Below are 20,288 nucleotides of genomic sequence, written 5' to 3'. Positions count from 1 at the left end.
CCAGTTCCCTCGCGTAGCGTATCGAGGGCAGAGGCCGGTTTCCGCAAGGAGGCCGGCCTCTTGTTCGTCCGGCTTTCCGCGGAGCAAGCAACCGGACATCGGCGCCCGCAGCGAACGCCATCATCGCCTGTGAAGCGGCAATGCCCCGCGGTTCAGGTTAAAGCGGCGATGCCGGATCGGTCAGGATGCCGCACGCGGCAGCGGCCTTGGCGACCTCGAGCGGCACCTTCGGATCCTTGACCTGTCCCGAGACGCGGACGAAGTCGCTGACGGTCAGGCGCCCCGGCGTGGTGTCCCCTTCCCGCGACGCCTTGGCCGCGCGACCGAGTTGCTGGAGCTGGCCAAGCGCCAGGTTCGCCTCGAGCCGGTCGCCGACGCATTGCGACTGCGCAGGCTGGAAGCCATACCCCTCGAGCGAGGTCGCGATCCTCGCCGATGGATTGACGCATGCCGCGAGCGACAGGGTCGTCATGCCGACAGCCAAGAGCCCGGCGATTTTCGAGAAACCAAGATGCTGTGTCATGGACGCCCCATTCTTCACGGGGTCACACAGTAAGGCCGGACTGGCCCACGATCCAATGATCCCTCGCTCCAAACCAGTCGGTTCAGGCAAAGGTTGCTAGTCTTGCAGGCGACTTGGCAGGTACGAACCTACTACGGTCCTGGACTGTTGCGATCGGCACTCGAACAGCGGAGCCCCTCCGCGATGTTGGCTCTCGCCGCCTAGCCTCGCGACGTGACCCTTCCGATCTCCACCAAGACACGACGCCGGCAAAGCCGCCGTCCGTCGTCGGACGGGATCGACCGCAGGCCGACCCGCCGGCCGTGCCGGGCGCTGCTCGGCCGCCTTGCGGCCTTGCATCGGCGCGGGCGTTGCCGCGCCTGCGCCCGTCAGTACATGTGCTGCCCGCCGTTGATGCTCAGCGTCGACCCGGTCACGAACCCGCTCTCCTCGGCACACAAAAACGCCACGCCGCGCGCGATCTCGCTCGCCTGGCCCAGCCGCCCGGTCGGAATCCGCGCGACGATCTTTTCCAGCACGTCGGCCGGCACGGCCGCGACCATGCCGGTGTCGATATAGCCGGGCGCGATCGCGTTCACCGTCACGCCGACCCGCGCGCCTTCCTGCGCCAGCGCCTTGGTGAAACCGTGGATACCCGATTTCGCCGCGGCGTAATTGACTTGCCCGTATTGCCCGGCCTGGCCGTTGATCGATCCGATATTGACGATCCGCCCCCATTTCCGCGCACGCATGCCGGGGAACACCGCCTTGGTCATGTTGAAACAACCGCCCAAATTGGTGTCGATCACCGCCTTCCAATCCTCATAGCTCATGTTGAGGATGGTGCCGTCGCGGGTGATGCCGGCGTTGTTCACGACGATATCGACATCACCCAGCGCGGCCGCGACCAGCGCGCATCCGGTCTGGCACGCCTCGTAATCGCCGACGTCCCAGCGATAGGCGGGGATGCCGGTACGCGCGGCGAAGTCCCGTGCGCCATCTTCGTTGCTGGCGTAGTTGGCAGCGACCACGATGCCCATGTCCTGCAACGCCAGGCTGATCGCCTCGCCGATGCCGCGCGTGCCGCCGGTCACGATTGCGACGCGTGCCATGTCTCTCTCCCGTCCGTTTCGACGACCGCTAACCGCGCGCCACCCATCCTTCAAGCTCCCGCGCTAACAGCGTCTGCAGCATCGCGATGCCGACCGCGCTGTCGTTCAGGCACGGCAGATAGGCAAAGTCGGTGCCGCCGGCCTCCTCGAAGCTCTCGCGCCCGCGGATCGACAATTCCTCCAGCGTCTCCAGGCAATCCGCCGAGAAACCCGGCGCGAAGATCGCGACCTTCTTCTTGCCGGCCTGCGCCAGTGCGACCAGCGTATCGTCGGTCGCCGGCCCCAGCCATTTCGCCGGCCCGAACCGCGACTGGAACGCGACCGTCAGTTCCCGGCCCATCGCTTCGCCCAGCAACCGCGCGGTCTTGCGGCAATGGCAATGATACGGATCGCCGAGTTGCAGCGTCCGCTTCGGCATCCCGTGAAAGCTCGCGACGATCGCATCGGGGACAAAATCGAGCGCCGCCAGCCCGGCCTCCAGCGACTGTTTCAGCGCATCGATATACGCCGGGTCGTCGTAATAGGGCGGCAGCGTGCGGATCGCCGGCTGCCAGCGCAGCCCTGCCAGATGCCCGAACGCCTTGTCGTTGGCGGTCGCGGTCGTCGCCGCACAATATTGCGGATACAGTGGCGCCAGCAGGATGCGCTCGCAGCCGGCATCCTTCATCGCCTGCAACCGCCCGGCGATATCCGGATTGCCGTACCGCATTGCCCAATCGACCAGCACGCCCGGCCCGAAGGAATCCTTCAGCGCGGCGGCCTGCAACCGCGTGATCGCGGCCAGCGGCGATCCGTCCTCGCGCCACACCAGGCCGTAGGCATGCGCGGACTTTTTCGGCCGGGTGTTGAGGATGATGCCGCGCAGGATCGGCTGCCACGCGATCGCCGGCAGTTCGACGACGCGCCGGTCGGACAGAAACTCGCCGAGATAGCGTTTCACCGACTTCGCATCGGGGCCGTCGGGGGTGCCGAGATTCATCAGCAGCACGCCGATCCGGGGCTTGGGTATCGACGGATGGTCGGGGGGCAGGATCATGAAATCGTATTTAGGGGCAAATTGCGGATGCGATAGCCCGTCGCCGAATGAAGCGCGTTGGCGATCGCCGGCGCGACCGCGGGGACGCCGAGTTCGCCGACCCCGCCCGGCGCCTCGTCGCTGCGAATCATCTCGACGGTGATGTCGGGCGTATCGGCCAGTCGCGGGATCGTCATCGCGTCGAACCCGCGCACGTCGGCCAGCCCCCGCGTGAACCCGGTCGCCGCGCCCAGCGCATTCCCCATCCCGAATATCAGACCGGCCTCGATCTGCTGGCGGACCAGGTCGGGGTTGATCTGCGCGCCGCAATCGACCGCGGCGACCAGCCGTTCGACCACCGGACGCCGGTCGTCGCCCATGTGTGCCTCGGCCAGCACCGCGATATAGCTGCGGCGAAAGGCGTGGGCGGCGATCCCCTGCCCGCTGCCCGGCACGCCGCCGTCCCAGCCACCCAGCGCCGCCGCGGTCGACAGGCAGCGCGCGAGCCGCGGGTTGCCGCCGAGCATGCCGATCCGGAACGACATCGGCTCCGAATGCGCGAGCTTGACCAGTTCGTCGAGGAAGCATTCGGTGAAGAACGCGGTGTAGCCATGCGCGCCGCTGCGGACATGCCCCGTTGCCACCCCGATATCGGCGTTGTGATAGTCGATCGCGAGCGCCGGGATCCGGTACGGCGGCATCGCCCCCGCGACGGCATAGCGATCCCCCGTCGCGACGCGGATCGCGGCTTCGGTCGCGACGCCGGGCATCAACCGCCGGGCCAGTTCGGCACCGGTCGCGGGCGCGGCGATCTTCGCGCGCCATCCCAGGATCGCGCCGTTCGGCGCCACGCGCGCCGCCATCCGCGCCGCGGCGGCCGGGCGATACCGATCGTGCAGGGTAGCCTCGCCCCGCGACCAGGTCAGGCTGACGGGCCGCTTCAGCTTCACCGCCAGCACCGCCGCCTGCTCGGCGACGCCGTGCTCCAGCGCGCCGCCGAACGATCCGCCGATCAGCATGGGATGCACCGTCACCGCGCTGTCCGACAGCCCCGCGGCCCGCGCCGCCGCGACCTGCGCGAGCCCCGGCGCCTGCGTCGCCAGCCAGAGTTCGAGCCGCCCGTCGCGGTACGCCGCCGTCGCGCTCGGCGTCTCGATCGCGGCATGGAGGCCAAGGCCAGCCCGGTACTCGGCAGTGACCAGCGGTGCGCCCTTGAACACCGTCTCGACGTCGCCGACCTTCGCCATCGACGCGCCCGGCGCTGCCAGTGCCGCGGTCAACGCGGCGTCGATCGACGCGCTGTCGACCGCCCGCCCGCCTTCGAACCGCGGCGCCAGCGCATCCAGCGCCTGCTGCGCCGCCCACCAGGTGGTCGCGACCGCCGCGACCCAATGCGGGTTCTCGACCACCGAAAGCACGCCGTCGATGCGATCCGCCGCGGCCCGATCGACTTTCGCGAGCCGGCTGCCCGCGGGTCCCTGCCGGATCGCGGCGTGCACCATGTCGGCCAGCCGCACATCGCCGGCGAAGTTCGCCGACCCATCGACCTTCGCCGGCACGTCGATCCGCGGCACCGACGTGCCCGTCAGCTTGCCCGCGCCCTGCATCCCGAGCGGCAGCGGATCGGGAACCGTTCCCTTCGCCGCATCCTCGGCCAGTTCGGCAAAGCGCAGGCGTTTCGCGCCGTGCACGACGAACCCCGCCTCGACCCTGGTCTGCGTCCAGTCGACGTCCCAGCGCTTCGCCGCCGCCATGCACAGCAACGCGCGCGCCGCCGCGCCTGCCGCGCGACACGCGGTCTCGAACATCCGGATCGAACTGGATCCCCCGGTCAGCATCGGCGCGTCCACCGGCAGCGCCGCGAACAGTCCCTCGAACAGGTCGCCGACGCCGATCGGGTTGGCATAGAGCGGGTTCAGCGGCGCCGGCTCGACGCCCACCGTCCGCCAGTCCGCGCCCAGCTCGTCGGCGACGATCTGCGCCAGCGCGGTATAGACGCCCTGGCCATGCTCGGCCTGCGGCACCGCGACGGTGACATGGCCATCGCTACCGATCTTCAGCCACGCACCGAACAGCGCCTCGCCCGGATTCGCGACGAGGTTCGGCGCATAGCTGCGCGGCCACAGGCCCCACGCGACGATCAGCCCGATGCCCGCGCCACCGCCGACCAGAATCCTGCGCCTGTTGATCCCGTTCGCCATGAGGTGGCTCTATCCTTGGCGACCGGGTGAGGAAATCCCCCCATCCGTCATCCCGGCGAAAGCCGGGACCCAGGGTAACAGGGCGCGGCGCTCGTAACCCTGGGTCCTGACGTTCGTCAGGATGACGGCGGCAGGTTACACCTTCGCCAGCGCGCGGTACGCCGCCCTCAGCGAAACCTTGTCGATCTTCTCGGTCCCCAGCCGCGGCAGCGGCGCGTCGGCGATCCAGATCCGCTGCGGCACCTTGAACGCCGCGATATGCTCCGCCAGGAACGCGCCCAGCCCGCCCTCTTCCACGGAAATGCCGGGGCGCAGGAACACCACAGCGCCGGGCACCTCGCCGAACTTCTCGTCCGCCAGCCCGAACACCGCCGCCTCGGCAACCGCGGGATGCTCGTACAGCACCGCCTCGACCTCCTGGCAGCTGATGTTTTCGCCACCGCGGATGATGATGTCCTTCTTGCGGTCGACGATGAACAGATAGCGGTCCTCGTCCAGATACCCGACGTCGCCGGTCAGGAAATAGCCGTCGGCGGTGAACGCCGCTGCGGTGGCCTCGGGCCGGTTCCAATATTCGCGGAAATTGGCGATCGACCGGATCCCGACCTCGCCGCGCTCGCCCTGCGGCATTGGGCGGCCATCGTCGTCGAGGATCGCGAGGTCGATCAGCGGTGCCGACGCCCGCCCCGCCGAATTGGGCTTCGCGGTATAGTTGCTGCGCCAGTTGCCGGTGCCGGTCGCGTTGGTCTCGGTCAGCCCATACCCGATCAGCGGCGCGCTTCCCCCCATCTCCGCCTCGATCCGGCGGACATGATCGACCGGCCGCGGCGCACCGCCGCACGCGAAGTCGGTGACGCTCGACAGGTCGTAATCGCCGCGATCCGGGTGCGTCAGGATCTCGAAGCTCATCAGCGGCACGCCGACGAAATAGCTGATCTTCTCCGCCTCGATCAGCCGCATCGCCTCGCGTGCATCCCATTTCGCCATCATCACGACCTTCCGGCCCATCGCGATGCTCTGCAGCAGCACGGTGATCTCGGCGGTGACGTGGAACAGCGGGATCGTCAGCAGAGTCGATGGCTGCCCGGTCGGCGCGGTCCCCTGCGCGGTCGCGATCCCGAGCATCATCAGCGTCTGCGCCAGGTAGTTGTACACCCCCTGCATCACCCCGCGATGATCCGACAGCGCGCCCTTGGACAGCCCGGTCGACCCGCTCGTGAACAGGATCGTCGCGGCATCGTCGGGGCCGATGATAGGCAGCTCGACACCATCGTCGTCCGCCGCGAACAGCGCCGCCAGCGCGACCTCGATCCGCGCCTGGTCGTCGATCGCGACCACCTCGGCGGCCAGCGCGGGGATCCCCGCCAGCCGCTTCACCCTCGGCGGATCCGCGAACACCAGCCGGCAATCGACCTCCGCGATCGCCGCCTCCAGCTCCTCGGTCTGCCACCAGCCGTTGAGCAAGGTCGCGATCCCGCCGGCCATCACGATGCCCATGTAGAGGATGATCCACGACGGCGAGTTGCGCATCGCGATCCCGATCCGCTCGCCCGTCCGCACCCCGTGCGCGCCGACCAGCGCCCGCGCCACGCGTCCGGCGGCGGCATGGACCTGCGCGAACGTCAGCCGCTCGTCGCCCGAGACCAGGAAGACCAGGTCGCCGTGCTGGTTCGCATAATGCGCGAAATAATAGGGCAAGGCCGGCGGTGCGGTCGCGATCGTCGGCAACGTCGTTCCGAACCGTTCGATAGACCCCAGTGCCAGCTGTCCTTCGACCGCCGTCAGTGCGGCCATGGTCGCATCCATCGCCTGGTCCAGTTCGGTCCGCATATCGCTCTCCGCTTGGTCTTATCGTTGGCCGCCTTTATGCAGATGCGAACCCTTGGGGAAAAGCCTTTGATACCAACCATCCTCGCGGCGGCCGCCACCGCCGCTGCCGGCACCGCCGATACGCACATCCATTTCGCGGACCTTCCGCTACGGCCGGAGGTGTTCACGCTCGGCTTCTTCACGCTGCGCTGGTATTCGATCGCGTATATCGCGGGGATCCTGGTCGGCTGGTGGTATCTGCTGAAGCTGCTGGCCCAGCCGGGTGCGCCGATGGCCCGCCGCCATGCCGACGACCTCGTCTTCTACGCGACGCTCGGCATCATCCTCGGTGGGCGGATCGGCTATGTCGTGTTCTACGCGCCCGAAATGTTCCTGCATCCCTTGCGAATCCTGCGGCTGTGGGATGGCGGCATGTCGTTCCACGGTGGGGTCATCGGCACCTCGCTCGGGCTCATCCTGTTCGCGCGAAAACATCAGCTCAACTGGTTGCGGGTCCACGATTATATCGCGTGCTGCGTGCCCTTCGGACTGTTCTTCGGGCGGCTCGCCAACTTCGTCAACGGCGAGCTCTGGGGCAAGCCGACCGACGTCGCCTGGGGCATCGTGTTCGAACGCACCGTCGCGTTCGGCCTCATCGAGCCAGCGCGCCATCCGAGCCAGCTCTACGAAGCCGGGCTCGAGGGTATCGCATTGTTCGCGCTGCTCTGGTTCGCGTTCTGGAAGACCAAAGCGCGCTACGACCCGGGCAAGCTCGTCGGGCTGTTCGTGCTCGGCTACGGCCTCGCGCGCTTCACCGTCGAATTCTTCCGCGAACCCGATTCGCAGCTGCGCGCCTTCGCCGAGCGCACCGGCCTGCACATGGGCCAGTGGCTCTGCGTGCCGATGATTCTCGGCGGCCTGTACCTGATCCTCACCGCCGCCGGCCGCCGGGTAAGGGTCGAACCGATCGCCGGCTCGCAGAGCGTAGCCTGACACGCGACGACATTACCAATTCCACCCCGGCGAAGGCCGGGGCCCAATTGGAACGTCCATCCTGATGTGCGTTGCGCTTCGTTACAGCGACCTTTCCAATTGGACCCCGGCCTTCGCCGGGGAGGTACTCTTATGAACGACTCTCTCCCCACCGAACCCGCCCTCCCAGCACGCCTCGCCCGCGCGATCGCGCTAGCCGGCCCGATCTCGATCGCGCAGTACATGGCGGCGGCCAACGCGCACTATTACGCCACCCGCGACCCCCTCGGCACCGCCGGCGACTTCGTCACCGCGCCCGAGATCAGCCAGATGTTCGGTGAACTCGTCGGCCTGTGGTGCGCAGACCTCTGGGACCGCGCCGGCCGCCCCGAGATCGCCTGGGTCGAGCTCGGCCCCGGCCGCGGCACGCTCGCCGCCGACGCAGCGCGTGCGATGGCCAAGGCCGGCCTCGTCCCCGCGATCCACTTCGTCGAGACCAGCCCGGTCCTTCGCGCGGCACAAGAGCGTGCCGTCCCCGGCGCGACCTTCCACGACACCATCGACACGCTCCCTGCCGACCGCCCGCTGGTCGTCGTCGCCAACGAATTCTTCGACGCGCTGCCGATCCGCCAGCTGGTCAAGCGCGGCCAGTGGCACGAACGCCTCGTCGCCGCGCAGGACACGCTGTTCCTGCCGATCGCGGGCAAGGCGCTGCCCGACACCGTGATCCCCGAACCGTTGCGCGATGCGCCCGCCGGCTCGGTCCTCGAAACGTCGCCCGCCGCGGTCGCCATCGTCCGCGCACTCGCCGACCGCATCGTCGCCCAGGGGGGCGCGCTGCTCGCGATCGATTACGGCCATGAAGGTCCCGCGCTCGGCGACACCCTGCAGGCGGTTCGCGGCCACGCCTTCGCCAACCCGTTCGAGGCACCCGGCGAGCATGATCTGACCGCGCATGTCGACTTCACCACGCTCGCCGCCGCCGCGCAGGCACAGGATGCGGTCGCTTGGGGTCCTGTAACGCAGCGCGACCTGCTCGGCGGGCTCGGCATCGATTCGCGGACCACCAGCCTCGCCCGCGCCGCGCCCGATCGCGCCGATCAGCTGATGGCCGACCGCCAACGGCTGATGGACGACATGGGCACGCTGTTCAAAGCCCTCGCGATCACCGCGCCAGCCTGGCCCAACCCGGCGGCATTTGCGGGAGCGGGTACATGATCACCTATCGCGACGCGACCCCCGCCGACGGCCCCGCGCTCGATGCGATGGCGCGCGAAATCTGGATCGCCACCTTCGGCCATTCCGCCCCCGCCGCCGACATCACCGCCTATGTCGCAAAGGCGTACGGCCCCGACGGCGCGCTGCTCCGCGACCTCGTCGACCCCGCGATCCACTTCCGCCTCGCTGTCGAAGCCGACCGCATCGTCGGCTACGCCAAGCTCACCCAGCCCTGGCTGGTCGAAGCCGCCAACCAACGGGGCGCGCTCCAGCTCAGCCAGCTCTACGTCGTCGCCGACCGCCACGGCCACGGCATCGCGCAGGCGCTGATGGACTGGACCATCGCCACCGCACGCCAGCGCGGCGCACCCGCGTTGTTCCTCACCGTGTGGGAAGAGAATGCCAGAGCGCGGCGCTTCTATGAGCGCTATGGGTTCGTCCATGTCGGCTACTATGCGTTCCACACCGGATCGCAGATCGACCGCGACGAAGTCATGAGGTTGATGCTGTGAACCAGATTGAGGTGATCCGCGCCCGCGCACTGGACGGTGTCGCGCACGGCTTTCTCGGACGCCGCGGCGGCCTGTCGAGCGGGATCTACGCCGGCCTCAACGTCGGCATCGGCTCGGGCGACGATATCGCCGCGGTGACCCGCAACCGCGTGCTCGCTGCCGAAGCGGTGCTGCCGGGCGCGCCGCTCCAGACGGTCTATCAAATCCATTCGGCCGAGGCCGTGACCATCCTCGCGCCGCTCGAGGACGGCGTCCGCCCGCGCGCCGACGCGCTCGTGACCAACCTGCCCGGTCTGGCGCTCGGCATCCTCACCGCGGATTGCGCACCGGTACTGTTCGCCGACGTCGCGGCCGGCATCGTCGGCGCCGCGCATGCCGGCTGGAAGGGTGCGCTCGGCGGCGTCACCGATGCGACGATCCTCGCGATGGAGGCGATCGGCGCGGACCGCTCGCGCATCGTCGCCGCGGTCGGGCCCTGCATCGCGCGGGCCAGCTACGAGGTCGATTCCGGCTTCCTGCGCCGCTTCTGCGAGGACGATCCGGCCAACGAACGCTTCTTCGCCGACGGCAAGGCGGACCATCACCAGTTCGACCTCGAATCCTATGTCGTCGCGCGCCTCGCCACCGCGGGGATCGGCCGGATCGAGGCGCTGGGGCTCGACACCTATGCCGACGAGGACCGCTTCTTCAGCTTCCGCCGCGCGACTCACCGCGGCGAGGCTGCATACGGTCGCCAGATCAGCATCATCGGGCTGTAATCCCGATCTTCGGCCTGTCCTACACGCCGGTTCTGTGATCCTGTCATCGGCATGGCGAGTTGCAACCGTCGCGCCCGACCAGACGCCCCCGGCCAAACGGGGAAACACCGCGTCGGGTGTGACTTTTGGGACTTTCCGCGCCGTCCGGTCGTTCGGATTGGCAGCACTAGGAGCATGATATGACTGAACCCACGGAAACCGAAGCCGACCTCACCGGCGTTCCAGCCCGCGTCGCCCCCAAGCCACAGGTCGGCGAGATCAACGGCCGGAAACTGAAGCCGTCGACGCTGATGATGGGCCACGGCTACGACCCCGCACTGTCCGAAGGCTCGCTGAAGCCGCCGATCTTCCTCACCTCGACCTTCGTCTTCCCCAACGCCGCAGCCGGCAAGCGCCATTTCGAGGGCGTCACCGGCAAGCGTCCGGGCGGCGCCGAAGGCCTGGTCTATTCGCGCTTCAACGGCCCCAACCAGGAGATTCTCGAGGATCGCCTCGGCGTCTGGGAAGAGGCCGAGGACGCGCTCGCCTTCTCGTCGGGCATGTCGGCGATCGCGACGCTGTTCCTCGCGATGGTCAAGCCCGGCGACACCATCGTCCATTCGGGCCCGCTCTATGCGGCGACCGAAACGCTGATCGGCCGCGTGCTCGGCAAGTTCGGGGTCAAGTGGCTCGACTTCCCGGCGGGCGCCACCCGCGAGGAAATCGACGCGGTGATGACCGAGGCCGCCAAGGGCGAGGTCGCGCTGATCTATCTCGAAAGCCCGGCCAACCCGACCAACGCGCTGGTCGACATCCAGGCGGTCGCCGCCAGCCGCGACGCGATCTTCGGTGAGAACAAGCCGCCGATCGCGATCGACAACACCTTCCTCGGCCCGATCTGGCTCCAGCCGCTCAAGCACGGCGCCGACATCGTGGTCTATTCGCTGACCAAATATGCCGGCGGCCACAGCGATCTGGTCGCGGGCGGCGTGCTGGGGTCGAAGGCGCACATCAACACGATCCGGTCGATGCGCAACACCATCGGCACGATCACCGATCCCAACACCGCTTGGATGCTGCTGCGCAGCTTGGAGACGCTCGAACTGCGGATGAACCGTGCCGGCGAGAATGCGGTCAAGGTCTGCGGCTTCCTGCGCGGCCATCCCAAGGTCGAGCGGGTCGGCTATCTCGGCTTCCTCGCCGACGAGCCGGGCATGGAGCGCCAGGCCGACATCTATCGCCGCCACTGCATCGGCGCCGGGTCGACCTTCTCGCTGTTCCTGAAGGGCGGCGAGGCAGAAAGCTTCGCATTCCTCGACGCGCTCAAGATCGCCAAACTCGCGGTCAGCCTCGGCGGCACCGAGACGCTCGCCAGCCATCCGGCATCGATGACGCATCTCTCGGTCCCCGACGCCCGCAAACAGGCGCTCGGTATCACCGACAGCCTGGTGCGGATCTCGATCGGCGTCGAGGACCCCGACGACCTGATCGCCGACTTCACCCAGGCGCTCGACGCGATCTGATCGTCCTGCCCGTCTTCGTCATCCTGACGAAAGTCAGGATCCAGGGTTTCAGGCGCTACGCCTGAAACCCTGGATCCTGGGTCGAGCCCAGGATGACGAGATCCTGAGGCTGGCTGTAAACAACCCAAACCGGTAGCTTCCGCCCTATGCCGATCTTTACCCCGATCCCCCAGGGCGAGTTCGTCGCCGCCGTCCACACGCTAGCGGCGCAACTCACCGCTGACACCTGGAAGCCCGATTTCATAATCGGCGTCGGCCGCGGCGGTCTCGTTCCCGCGGTATTCCTCAGCCACGCGACCGGGCTACCGACCCTGTCGGTCGACTATTCGAGCCAGGTCAAGGACTTCGCCGACGCGCCACTGGTCAAGCTGGCCGAACGGACCATCGCCGGCGAACGCCTGCTGTTCCTCGACGACATCAACGATTCGGGCCGCACGATCACCCATCTCCGCCGCGCCCTCGTCGACGCCGGTGCGGTCGACGGGTCGGTGCGGTTCGCGATGCTGATCGACAATATCAGCTCGGCCGAACGCATCGACTACAGCGCGCGCCGGATAGATCGTACCGTGACCAAGGATTGGTTCATCTTCCCGTGGGAAGCCGTCGCCCCGGCTGCCGCGATCGAACTCGACGCCGCCGCGGTACCCGACCGCATCGCCTGACCGTCAGTCGTCGTGCATAGCCAGCTCGCGGTACCGCGGGCGGATATTGCCGAGATAGCTCTCGAGTTTGCGGTGTGTCTCGGTCGTCAGCCGGAACGCCTTGGGCGCCTCGGCACGCGGATTGCGATATTCGAGTTCTAGGACGTTATGCTGTATCAGCGCCCGGACCCAGCGGTCGATGGTCGCCGGCGCATGGCCCAGTCTGGTCGCCAGCGTCACAATATTGACCGCGCGACCTTCGGCTTCGGCGACATAGGCGGCCAGCACCGCATCCCAGCCGGGGTCGGAGAACAGCGAGCGGTCGCACACCAGTTCGCGGTCTCGGCGCCCCCTGATCAGCAGCCGCGCCACGTCGAGCAGGATCGCAGGGTTGCCAACGGCATCCTGTTCCGCGACCGGTTCGATCGTGCCGACCACCATCGCCGCGCGGCTGCCATCCATCGTGATCGAAACCGAATTGCGGACCCAGACCAGTGATCCATCACAGCGGATCAAGCGCTTGACGATCGCAAACGGCCGCTGCGTCTCGAGCAGGGTCTCGATGGCCTTCGCGCATTCCTGTCGATCGGCCGGTGCGGTCAGGTCCATCACGGACCGCCCCCGAACTCCATCGGGATCGCACCGCATTATGTCGCAGAACGCGGCATCGACATCGAGCAGCTTGCCGTCCGTCCCGATCAGCACATGTCCTGCGTTCGGCATACCGCTCAATTCCCTGCTACCAGCCGATCACGACACTCGTACTATATTGATACAGATTTGAACGCGTCGATGAACATATAGGTTTCGTGTGGCGGGACTTTGGATGGCGTAAATACCAACCGGATAGTCTTGCGGTTCCAATTGAATCGTTGGCAGTCGACAAAAAAAGGGGCTATATTATCGGCTCACCCAGGCGCTGGAGTATTCGATACCCATGCCCGAACGACACAAACGGCTTTGCGCCATGCGCGACCAGTTGGTCCCTGTGCTGACATCGCTGGACGCGTGCGAAGAACATCATGTCGCGGCCATAATTTCGATGGCAATCACGACGCTGGAGACGCGTATCGCCGACGGTCGCCCACCGGGCAGCGCATCGGGCCTGGGCGGCTGAGCACTATTCAGCCGCCAGGAGATCAGCCGTCGCTGGCGCGCTCGATATCCGCGCCGACCGCGCTCAACTTCTCTTCGAGCCGCTCATAGCCGCGGTCTAAGTGATAGACCCGACCGACCGACGTCTCGCCGTCCGCCGCCAACCCTGCCAGGATCAGGCTCATCGATGCGCGCAGGTCGGTCGCCATCACCGGGGCACCGACCAGCTTGTCGACACCGCGCACCACCGCGGTCCGGCCCCGCACCTGGATATCCGCCCCCATCCGCGCCAGCTCGGGCACGTGCATGTAGCGGTTCTCGAAGATCGTCTCGGTCAGCATGCTGGCGCCGTCCGCCTTGCACAGCATCGCCATGAACTGTGCCTGCATGTCGGTCGCGAAGCCAGGGTACGGCGCGGTCGACAGCGTCAGCGGCTTCAACGTGTCGCCTGCCTCGACCCGCACGCCGTCCTTGATCGGCGTGATCGACACGCCGGCCTCGACCAGCGCGTCGAACGTCGCACCCATCGTCTCCGACGTCACGCCGATCAGGTCGAGCGACCCGCCGGTGATCGCCGCGGCACACGCATAGCTGCCCGCTTCGATGCGGTCGGGCATCACCGCATAGGTCGCGCCGTGCAGCTTGTCGCGGCCCTCGATCGTCAGCGTCTCGGTACCGATCCCGTCGATCGACGCACCCATCGCGACCAAGCAGTTGCACAGGTCGACGATCTCGGGCTCGCGCGCCGCGTTCTCGATCACGCTGGTGCCCTTGGCGAGCACTGCGGCCATCACGACGTTCTCGGTCGCGCCGACCGACACGATCGGGAAGCGGTAACGCCCGCCAGCTAGGCGGCCGCCGGGCGCGATCGCCTTCACATAACCCGCCGCCATCTCCAGCTCGGCGCCGATCGCCTCCAGCGCGCGCAGGTGCAGGTCGATCGGGCGATTACCGATCGCGCAGCCGCCGGGCAGCGATACCGTCGCCTCGCCGCCCCGCCCGAGCAACGGCCCCAGCACCAGGATCGACGCGCGCATCTTTCGCACGATGTCGTACGGCGCTTCGGTCGAGGTCAGCTTGCCGGCGCGGATCGTCATCACGCGGCCGAACTCCTGCGGGTTCGTGCCCTCGATGCTGGTCGACGCGCCGAGCTGGTTGAGCAGGTGGCCGAAGCCGTCGACATCGGCCAGCCGCGGCAGGTTGCGCAGCGTCAGCGGCTCGTCGGTCAGCAGCGCGCACGGCATCAGCGTCAGTGCAGCGTTCTTCGCGCCGGAAATGGGCAGGCGCCCGGACAGGCGGTTGCCGCCACGAATGAGAATGCGATCCATCGGGGGTATCTACGCGCGTCCACAATTCGCGCAAGACCAGTGCTGCGTCACCGCGTCCGATCGTTCAAGGGATGCGCTCAGGCCTTTTCCAGCGTGCATTGCAGCGGATGCTGGTTCTGCCGGGCGAAATCCATCACCTGGCTGACCTTGGTTTCCGCCACTTCATAGCTGAACGTGCCACACACCCCGACGCCCTTCTGGTGGACGTGAAGCATCACCCGGGTCGCGGCTTCCATATCCATGCGGAAGAAGCGCTGCAGGCACAGCACGACGAACTCCATCGGGGTGTAGTCGTCGTTGAGCATCAGCACGCGGTAGGGCGTCGGCTGCTTTGTCCGCGTGCGAGTCTTGGTCGCGACGCCTGCGCCGGTACCGCGATCGTTGCCGCCATCGGCGCCATCGTCGTCGCGCCGCTCGGCCATCTGTGGGGGTGTCGTCAGCATTGATGACAAAATATGGCATGCCGGGGGGCAAGGGCAAGGGGCCGCTACGCAAAAGCGCGCATGCCGGCATAAGGCCGTCGTATCGCTACCGCGCGCGGCGATCCGGAATGGTCAGCGCGCCAAGACGTACAGCCCCGGTGCGTCGCCAAGTGCGGGCAGCGCGCCCTCTCCCGGCTGCCGCGCGCCGGTCGCCGTAACCGTGTCGGCGTCGATCGCCCGGACCCAGTCGATCCAGTCCGGCCACCAGCTCCCCTCGGTCTCGACCGCACCCGCGACGAAGTCCGCAAACGTCTCGGCCGAGGCCGGGTTCGTCCAATATTGATATCTGCCCGACGCCGGCGGATTGACGACCCCGGCGATATGCCCCGACCCGGCCAGCACGAACTTCATCGGCCCGGCGAACGCCTGGGTCAGTTTCCACACGCTTTCGGCCGGCGCGATGTGATCCTCGCGCCCCGCCTGGACATAGCTGGGCGTCGTCACATTCGTCAGGTCGATCGGCGTCCCGTCGATCCGGATCCCCCCCGGCTGGACCAGCAGGTTGTCGCGGTACAGGTCGGTGAGATAGCGCAGATGCCATTTCGCCGGCAGGTTGGTGGTGTCGCCGTTCCAGTGCAGCAGGTCGAACGGCACCGGATCCTGTCCCAGCAGATACTTCTGCGTGACGTAGTTCCAGATCAGGTCGCGCCCGCGCAGCAGGTTGAACGTCGTCGCCATGTAGCGTCCGTCCAGGAAACCCTCCGGCGACAGCTGCGCCAGCATCGCCAGCTGGTCGTCGTCGACGAAATGCTGCAGGTCGCCCGCCGCGGAGAAGTCGACCTGCGCGGTCAGGAAGGTGGCGCTCGCGACCGTATCCGCCTGCCCTCGCGCCGCGCGCAACGCCAGCGTCGCGGCCAGCGTCGTACCCGCCACGCAATAGCCGATCGTGTGCACCGACGGCATGTCGAGCAGCGCGCGCACGGTGTCGATCGCGTCCAGCTGCGCCGCGACGTAATCGTCCCAGGTCACGTCCTTCATGCTCGCGTCCGCGGACTTCCACGACACCATGAACACGCTCACCCCCTGCGCCACCACCCAGCGCACGAAGCTCTTCTCAGGCGTAAGATCGAGGATGTAGAAGCGGTTTATCCAAGGCGGAAAGATCACGAGCGGGGTGGCGAGCACCGACTCCGTGGTCGGCGCATAGTGGATCAGTTCGTAGAGCGGCGTGCGTTTGACGACCTTGCCCGGCGCCGTCGCCAGGGTGCGACCGACCGCGAACGCGCCCTGCGGAGTATGGGTCAGCTGCCCGCGCGCCAGATCCGCGAGCATCGCTTCCAGCCCTTTCAGCAGGTTCGCGCCACCGGTCTCGATCGTCTTCTCGATCACCTGCGGGTTGGTCAGCGGAAAGTTGGTCGGGCTCATCGCGTCGAGGACACCGCGGGTCGCGAACCGCAGCTGCGCGCGTTGCTTGTCCGACACGCCCTCCACCGCGTCGACGCCGCGCAGCAGGTGCTCGCCGATCATCTCGTAACTCTGCCGGATCACCTCGAACACCGGCTCGCGCCATTCCGCGCCATTGAACCGCTTGTCGGCATTCGGCCGGACCTCGGCGTCGTATTCGGGATCGAGGACACGCTGCCACAGCGTCATGCTCTCCGCCCAGAGGTCGATAGCGCCGGGAGCAACCGCCAGCGCGTCGGGTCTGGCGTGGAGCAGCGCCTGCCCCTGTTCCATCATGATCTGCTGCGCGCGGCCCAGCACCCACGTCCAATGCTGCAGATCCGGCAAGCTGGGCGTATCGGCCATCGCGTCCTCTTCGTTGCGACGACCATAGCGCGCTGGCCGGATTTCCCCAATCGGCGAAGGCGTCGCGATCCACGACCGACGCAATCTCGCGGATCACCGGTTCCACCGGCGCCGCACGTGCGGTACACCGGCCGCGAACAACGAGGCCCGCCATGTCCGAAGACTTCTACCGCATCAAACGCCTGCCGCCCTACATCATCGCCGAAGTCAACGCGATGCGGGCGGCGGCGCGGGCGAGCGGCGAGGACATCATCGACCTCGGCATGGGCAACCCCGATCTGCCGCCCCCGCCGCACGTCATCGAAAAACTGGTCGAGGTCGCGCAGAAACCCGACGCGCACGGCTATTCGCAGTCGAAGGGCATTCCCGGCTTGCGGAAAGCCCAGGCGAATTATTACGGCCGCCGCTTCGGCGTCGACATCGATCCCGAGACCGAGGTCGTCGTGACGATGGGGTCGAAGGAGGGCCTCGCCAGCCTGGCCACCGCGATCACCGCGCCGGGCGACGTCGTGCTCGCGCCCAACCCGTCCTACCCGATCCACACCTTCGGCTTCATCATCGCCGGCGCGACCATCCGCGCGGTGCCGACCACGCCTGACGAGGCGTATTTCGAGAGTCTCGAGCGCGCGATGGCGTTCACCGTGCCGCGCCCGTCGATCCTGGTCGTCAACTATCCGTCCAACCCGACCGCGGAGGCGGTCGACCTCGCCTTCTACGAACGCCTGGTCGCGTGGGCGAAGGACAACAAGGTCTGGATCATCTCCGACCTCGCCTATTCGGAGCTCTATTACGACGGCAATCCGACACCCTCGATTCTGCAGGTGCCGGGCGCCAAGGACGTCGCGATCGAGTTCACCTCGCTCAGCAAGACCTATTCGATGGCGGGCTGGCGGATCGGTTTCGCGGTCGGCAACACCACGCTGATCGCGGCGATGAGCCGGGTGAAATCCTATCTCGATTACGGTGCGTTCACGCCGATCCAGGCCGCCGCCTGCGCCGCGCTCAACGGTCCGCAGGACATCGTCGCCCGCAACCGCGAACTGTATCACAAGCGCCGCGACGTGCTGGTCGACAGCTTCGGCCGCGCCGGCTGGGACATCCCGTCCCCCCGCGCGTCGATGTTCGCCTGGGCGCCGCTGCCCCCCGCGCTCGCGCATCTCGGCAGCCTCGAATTCTCCAAGCAGCTGCTCCAGCACGCGAAGGTCGCGGTCGCGCCCGGCGTCGGGTACGGCGAGAACGGCGAAGGCTATGTCCGCATCGCAATGGTCGAGAACGAACAGCGGCTGCGTCAGGCGGCGCGCAACGTGAAGCGCTATCTGCAAAGCATGGGCGTCAACATCCCCGCACAAGGCGCGGGCTGACAGCCCAACTCCGTCGTCCCGGTGGAGGACGCTAACCGGACTCCATTCCGTCCGTCATCCCGGGCTCGTCCCGGGATCCAGGGTTTCAGGCGTCGTCGCCGATAACTCTGGATGCCGGGACGAGCCCGGCATGACGGAAGGGGAGCGACGTCCAACCAAGATCCGTCACCCCAGCGAAGGCTGGGGTCTCCCGTGGCTGAGCGATGCAACCGCCGCGGGAAGATGCCAGCCTTCGCTGGCATGACGGGAGGCGCGCGCGTTTGACAGACAAGGTCACGACGCCCGATTTGCCCCAACAGCCCATACCCGGTTAGGAGCAACCGTCCCCCACAACCGGAGCAGCATCCTGGAAACCGTCTCGATCGTCCTCGTCCTGCTGCTCGCCGTCGTCGTCAGCGCCGCCATCGCGCGCATGCTGCCCGTCGCCGTCCCCGCGCCGCTGGTGCAGATCGCGCTCGGTGCAGTCATCGGTCTCGGCGTTCATCTGAAGGTCGAGCTCGACCCCGAGCTGTTCCTGCTGCTGTTCCTGCCGCCGCTGCTGTTCCTCGATGGCTGGCGCATTCCCAAGGACGAACTGCTCAAGGACATCTCGACCGTCGCCGAGCTCGCGCTCGGGCTGGTGCTGCTGACGGTCGTCGGGGTCGGCTTCTTCATTCACTGGATGATCCCGGCGATGCCGCTGGCGGTCGCGTTCGCGCTTGCCGCCGTGGTGTCGCCGACCGATCCGATCGCGGTGTCGGCGATCGCGTCGCGCGTCTCGATCCCGCGGCGGATGATGCACATTCTCGAAGGCGAATCGCTGCTCAACGACGCGTCGGGTCTGGTCTGCCTGCGCTTTGCGATCGCTGCCGCACTCACCGGCACCTTCTCGCCGTCCGAAGCCGCGCTGAACTTCCTGTGGGTCGCAGCGGGCGGGATCGCGGTCGGCGTCGCGGTCACGCTCGCGGTCACCCGCGCGAAAGCCTGGGTGTCGAACCGCTTCGGCGAGGAGACCGGGTCGCAGATCCTGATCAGCCTGCTGATCCCGTTCGGCTCGTACCTGCTCGCCGAGCATCTCCACTGCTCGGGGATTCTCGCCGCGGTGGCCGCTGGCGTGACGATGAGCTTCGCCGAAATCTCGCGCCAGGCACTTGCGACCACGCGGATGCGGCGCAATTCGGTGTGGGACACCATCCAGTTCGCCGCCAACGGCATCATCTTCGTGCTGCTCGGCGAGCAATTGCCCGACATCATCGCGAACGCCGGCGAGACCGTCCGCCTGTCCGGCCATGTCGAACCCTGGTGGCTGGGCGTTTACGTGATCGCGATCACCCTAGCCCTGGCGCTCTTGCGCTTCCTGTGGGTGTGGGCCTCGTTCCGGCTGACGCTGTTCCGCCGCCGCAACGACGGCACGCCGCCACGGAAGATCGCCAAGCGGCTGCTCGCGGCGATGTCGTTCGCGGGCGTGCGCGGCGCGATCACGCTGGCCGGCGTGCTGACGCTGCCGCTGACGATGAACGACGGCACCCCGTTCCCCGCTCGCGACCTTGCGATCTTCCTGGCGGCGGGCGTCATCATCGTCTCGCTGCTCGCGGCGAGCATCGCGCTGCCACTGCTGCTGCGCGGACTGACGATGCCCAGCGAACCCTCCCAACAGGTCGCCGAAGACCGCGCCCGCGTCGCCGCGGCCAAGGCCGCGATCTGCGCCGTCGAGCGCGTCCAGCACGCGCTGGCCGACGGCCGCGGCGACGCCGATGTCTATGCCAGCGCCGGCACCCGAATCATGGACACCTACCGCGAGCGCATCGAACGCCGTACCAAGCGCGGAGAGGCGGCAGCGCAGGCCCGCCGTGATGGCCGCATCGAACGCGACCTGCGGCTTGCGGCGCTCAACGCGGAACGCGACGAAATCTTCCGGATTGCCCGCGACCGCGAGGTCGGCAGCGAGACCGCCAAGAAACTCATCCGCGAGATCGACCTGGCCGAGGCGCGCTACCGCGTCTGACGGCTTGGCGAGACCGTCCGTTTCGGGTCTAAAGCCTTTCCCTCTTC

General features: G+C 67.5%; 18 protein-coding genes. 9 read left to right on the top strand and 9 right to left on the bottom strand.

Annotation, left to right across the window (positions count from 1 at the left end):
- Window positions 1-157 precede the first annotated feature (157 nt).
- The 5 genes from SJY20_RS03180 to SJY20_RS03160 all read right to left on the bottom strand — a co-directional run bounded on the left by SJY20_RS03180 (window position 158) and on the right by SJY20_RS03160 (window position 6,660).
- Window positions 158-523 carry a hypothetical protein gene (locus SJY20_RS03180; RefSeq protein WP_380785155.1) on the bottom strand — a complete coding sequence of 122 codons (366 nt, stop codon included), beginning with the start codon at window positions 521-523 and terminating at the stop codon, window positions 158-160.
- Between the two features lie 368 nt (window positions 524-891).
- The gene (gene phbB / locus SJY20_RS03175) at window positions 892-1,614 is read right to left on the bottom strand and encodes an acetoacetyl-CoA reductase (RefSeq protein WP_380785154.1); all 723 of its coding nucleotides are present in this window, start codon (window positions 1,612-1,614) and stop codon (window positions 892-894) included.
- Window positions 1,615-1,642: 28 nt separating this feature from the next.
- Window positions 1,643-2,650, bottom strand: a complete 1,008-nt coding sequence (gene hemH / locus SJY20_RS03170; RefSeq protein ID WP_380785153.1) for a ferrochelatase — start codon at window positions 2,648-2,650, stop codon at window positions 1,643-1,645.
- Window positions 2,647-4,830: a molybdopterin cofactor-binding domain-containing protein gene (locus SJY20_RS03165; RefSeq protein ID WP_380785152.1), complete on the bottom strand. Its 2,184-nt coding sequence runs from the start codon at window positions 4,828-4,830 to the stop codon at window positions 2,647-2,649. The genes hemH and SJY20_RS03165 overlap by 4 nt, the downstream gene beginning before the upstream one ends.
- Before the next feature lie 135 nt (window positions 4,831-4,965).
- Window positions 4,966-6,660: a class I adenylate-forming enzyme family protein gene (locus SJY20_RS03160; protein ID WP_380785151.1), complete on the bottom strand. Its 1,695-nt coding sequence runs from the start codon at window positions 6,658-6,660 to the stop codon at window positions 4,966-4,968.
- A gap of 66 nt (window positions 6,661-6,726) precedes the next feature.
- On the opposite strand from SJY20_RS03160, the gene lgt reads away from it, so the two are divergent.
- The 6 genes from lgt (at window position 6,727) to SJY20_RS03130 (ending at window position 12,263) form a co-directional block, all read left to right on the top strand.
- Complete coding sequence (gene lgt, locus SJY20_RS03155) at window positions 6,727-7,632, top strand: prolipoprotein diacylglyceryl transferase (RefSeq protein ID WP_380785150.1); 906 nt, start codon at window positions 6,727-6,729, stop codon at window positions 7,630-7,632.
- A gap of 132 nt (window positions 7,633-7,764) precedes the next feature.
- A complete protein-coding gene (locus SJY20_RS03150) occupies window positions 7,765-8,829 on the top strand; it encodes a class I SAM-dependent methyltransferase (RefSeq protein WP_380785149.1) in 1,065 nt (354 codons plus the stop codon).
- Window positions 8,826-9,341 carry a GNAT family N-acetyltransferase gene (locus SJY20_RS03145; RefSeq protein ID WP_380785148.1) on the top strand — a complete coding sequence of 172 codons (516 nt, stop codon included), beginning with the start codon at window positions 8,826-8,828 and terminating at the stop codon, window positions 9,339-9,341. The genes SJY20_RS03150 and SJY20_RS03145 overlap by 4 nt, the downstream gene beginning before the upstream one ends.
- Window positions 9,338-10,099, top strand: coding sequence for a peptidoglycan editing factor PgeF (gene pgeF / locus SJY20_RS03140; protein ID WP_380785147.1), 762 nt, complete (start codon window positions 9,338-9,340; stop codon window positions 10,097-10,099). The genes SJY20_RS03145 and pgeF overlap by 4 nt, the downstream gene beginning before the upstream one ends.
- Before the next feature lie 179 nt (window positions 10,100-10,278).
- Entirely contained in the window at window positions 10,279-11,601 is a 1,323-nt protein-coding gene (locus SJY20_RS03135; RefSeq protein ID WP_380785146.1) for a cystathionine gamma-synthase family protein, read from the top strand.
- A gap of 146 nt (window positions 11,602-11,747) precedes the next feature.
- Entirely contained in the window at window positions 11,748-12,263 is a 516-nt protein-coding gene (locus tag SJY20_RS03130; RefSeq protein ID WP_380785145.1) for a phosphoribosyltransferase, read from the top strand.
- A 3-nt stretch (window positions 12,264-12,266) separates the two neighbouring features.
- Here SJY20_RS03130 and SJY20_RS03125 read toward each other — a convergent pair whose 3' ends face one another.
- Complete coding sequence (locus tag SJY20_RS03125; protein ID WP_380785144.1) at window positions 12,267-12,965, bottom strand: PAS domain S-box protein; 699 nt, start codon at window positions 12,963-12,965, stop codon at window positions 12,267-12,269.
- Window positions 12,966-13,209: 244 nt separating this feature from the next.
- Between SJY20_RS03125 and SJY20_RS03120 the strand changes: the two genes are divergently transcribed.
- Complete coding sequence (locus SJY20_RS03120; protein WP_380785143.1) at window positions 13,210-13,359, top strand: hypothetical protein; 150 nt, start codon at window positions 13,210-13,212, stop codon at window positions 13,357-13,359.
- A gap of 22 nt (window positions 13,360-13,381) precedes the next feature.
- On the opposite strand, the gene murA is transcribed toward SJY20_RS03120, so the two are convergent.
- The 3 genes from murA to SJY20_RS03105 form a co-directional block, all read right to left on the bottom strand.
- Window positions 13,382-14,665 carry a UDP-N-acetylglucosamine 1-carboxyvinyltransferase gene (gene murA, locus SJY20_RS03115; RefSeq protein WP_380785142.1) on the bottom strand — a complete coding sequence of 428 codons (1,284 nt, stop codon included), beginning with the start codon at window positions 14,663-14,665 and terminating at the stop codon, window positions 13,382-13,384.
- A 77-nt stretch (window positions 14,666-14,742) separates the two neighbouring features.
- Window positions 14,743-15,087, bottom strand: coding sequence for an ATP-dependent Clp protease adapter ClpS (gene clpS, locus SJY20_RS03110; protein ID WP_380788538.1), 345 nt, complete (start codon window positions 15,085-15,087; stop codon window positions 14,743-14,745).
- A 132-nt stretch (window positions 15,088-15,219) separates the two neighbouring features.
- On the bottom strand, window positions 15,220-16,896 hold the full coding sequence (locus tag SJY20_RS03105) for a PHA/PHB synthase family protein (RefSeq protein WP_380785140.1): 1,677 nt from the start codon (window positions 16,894-16,896) through the stop codon (window positions 15,220-15,222).
- A 152-nt stretch (window positions 16,897-17,048) separates the two neighbouring features.
- Between SJY20_RS03105 and SJY20_RS03100 the strand changes: the two genes are divergently transcribed.
- Both SJY20_RS03100 and SJY20_RS03095 read left to right on the top strand, forming a co-directional pair.
- On the top strand, window positions 17,049-18,257 hold the full coding sequence (locus SJY20_RS03100) for an LL-diaminopimelate aminotransferase (protein ID WP_380785139.1): 1,209 nt from the start codon (window positions 17,049-17,051) through the stop codon (window positions 18,255-18,257).
- A gap of 346 nt (window positions 18,258-18,603) precedes the next feature.
- Window positions 18,604-20,241 carry a Na+/H+ antiporter gene (locus SJY20_RS03095; protein ID WP_380788536.1) on the top strand — a complete coding sequence of 546 codons (1,638 nt, stop codon included), beginning with the start codon at window positions 18,604-18,606 and terminating at the stop codon, window positions 20,239-20,241.
- The last annotated feature ends 47 nt before the right edge of the window (window positions 20,242-20,288 follow it).

The sequence above is a fragment of the Sphingomonas sp. R86521 genome (genome assembly GCF_042466235.1).
In the GTDB taxonomy this organism is placed as follows: Bacteria; Pseudomonadota; Alphaproteobacteria; order Sphingomonadales; family Sphingomonadaceae; genus Sphingomonas.
The sequence above is the reverse complement of the archived record's forward strand: the minus strand, read 5'-3'. Positions and strand labels throughout refer to the sequence as shown.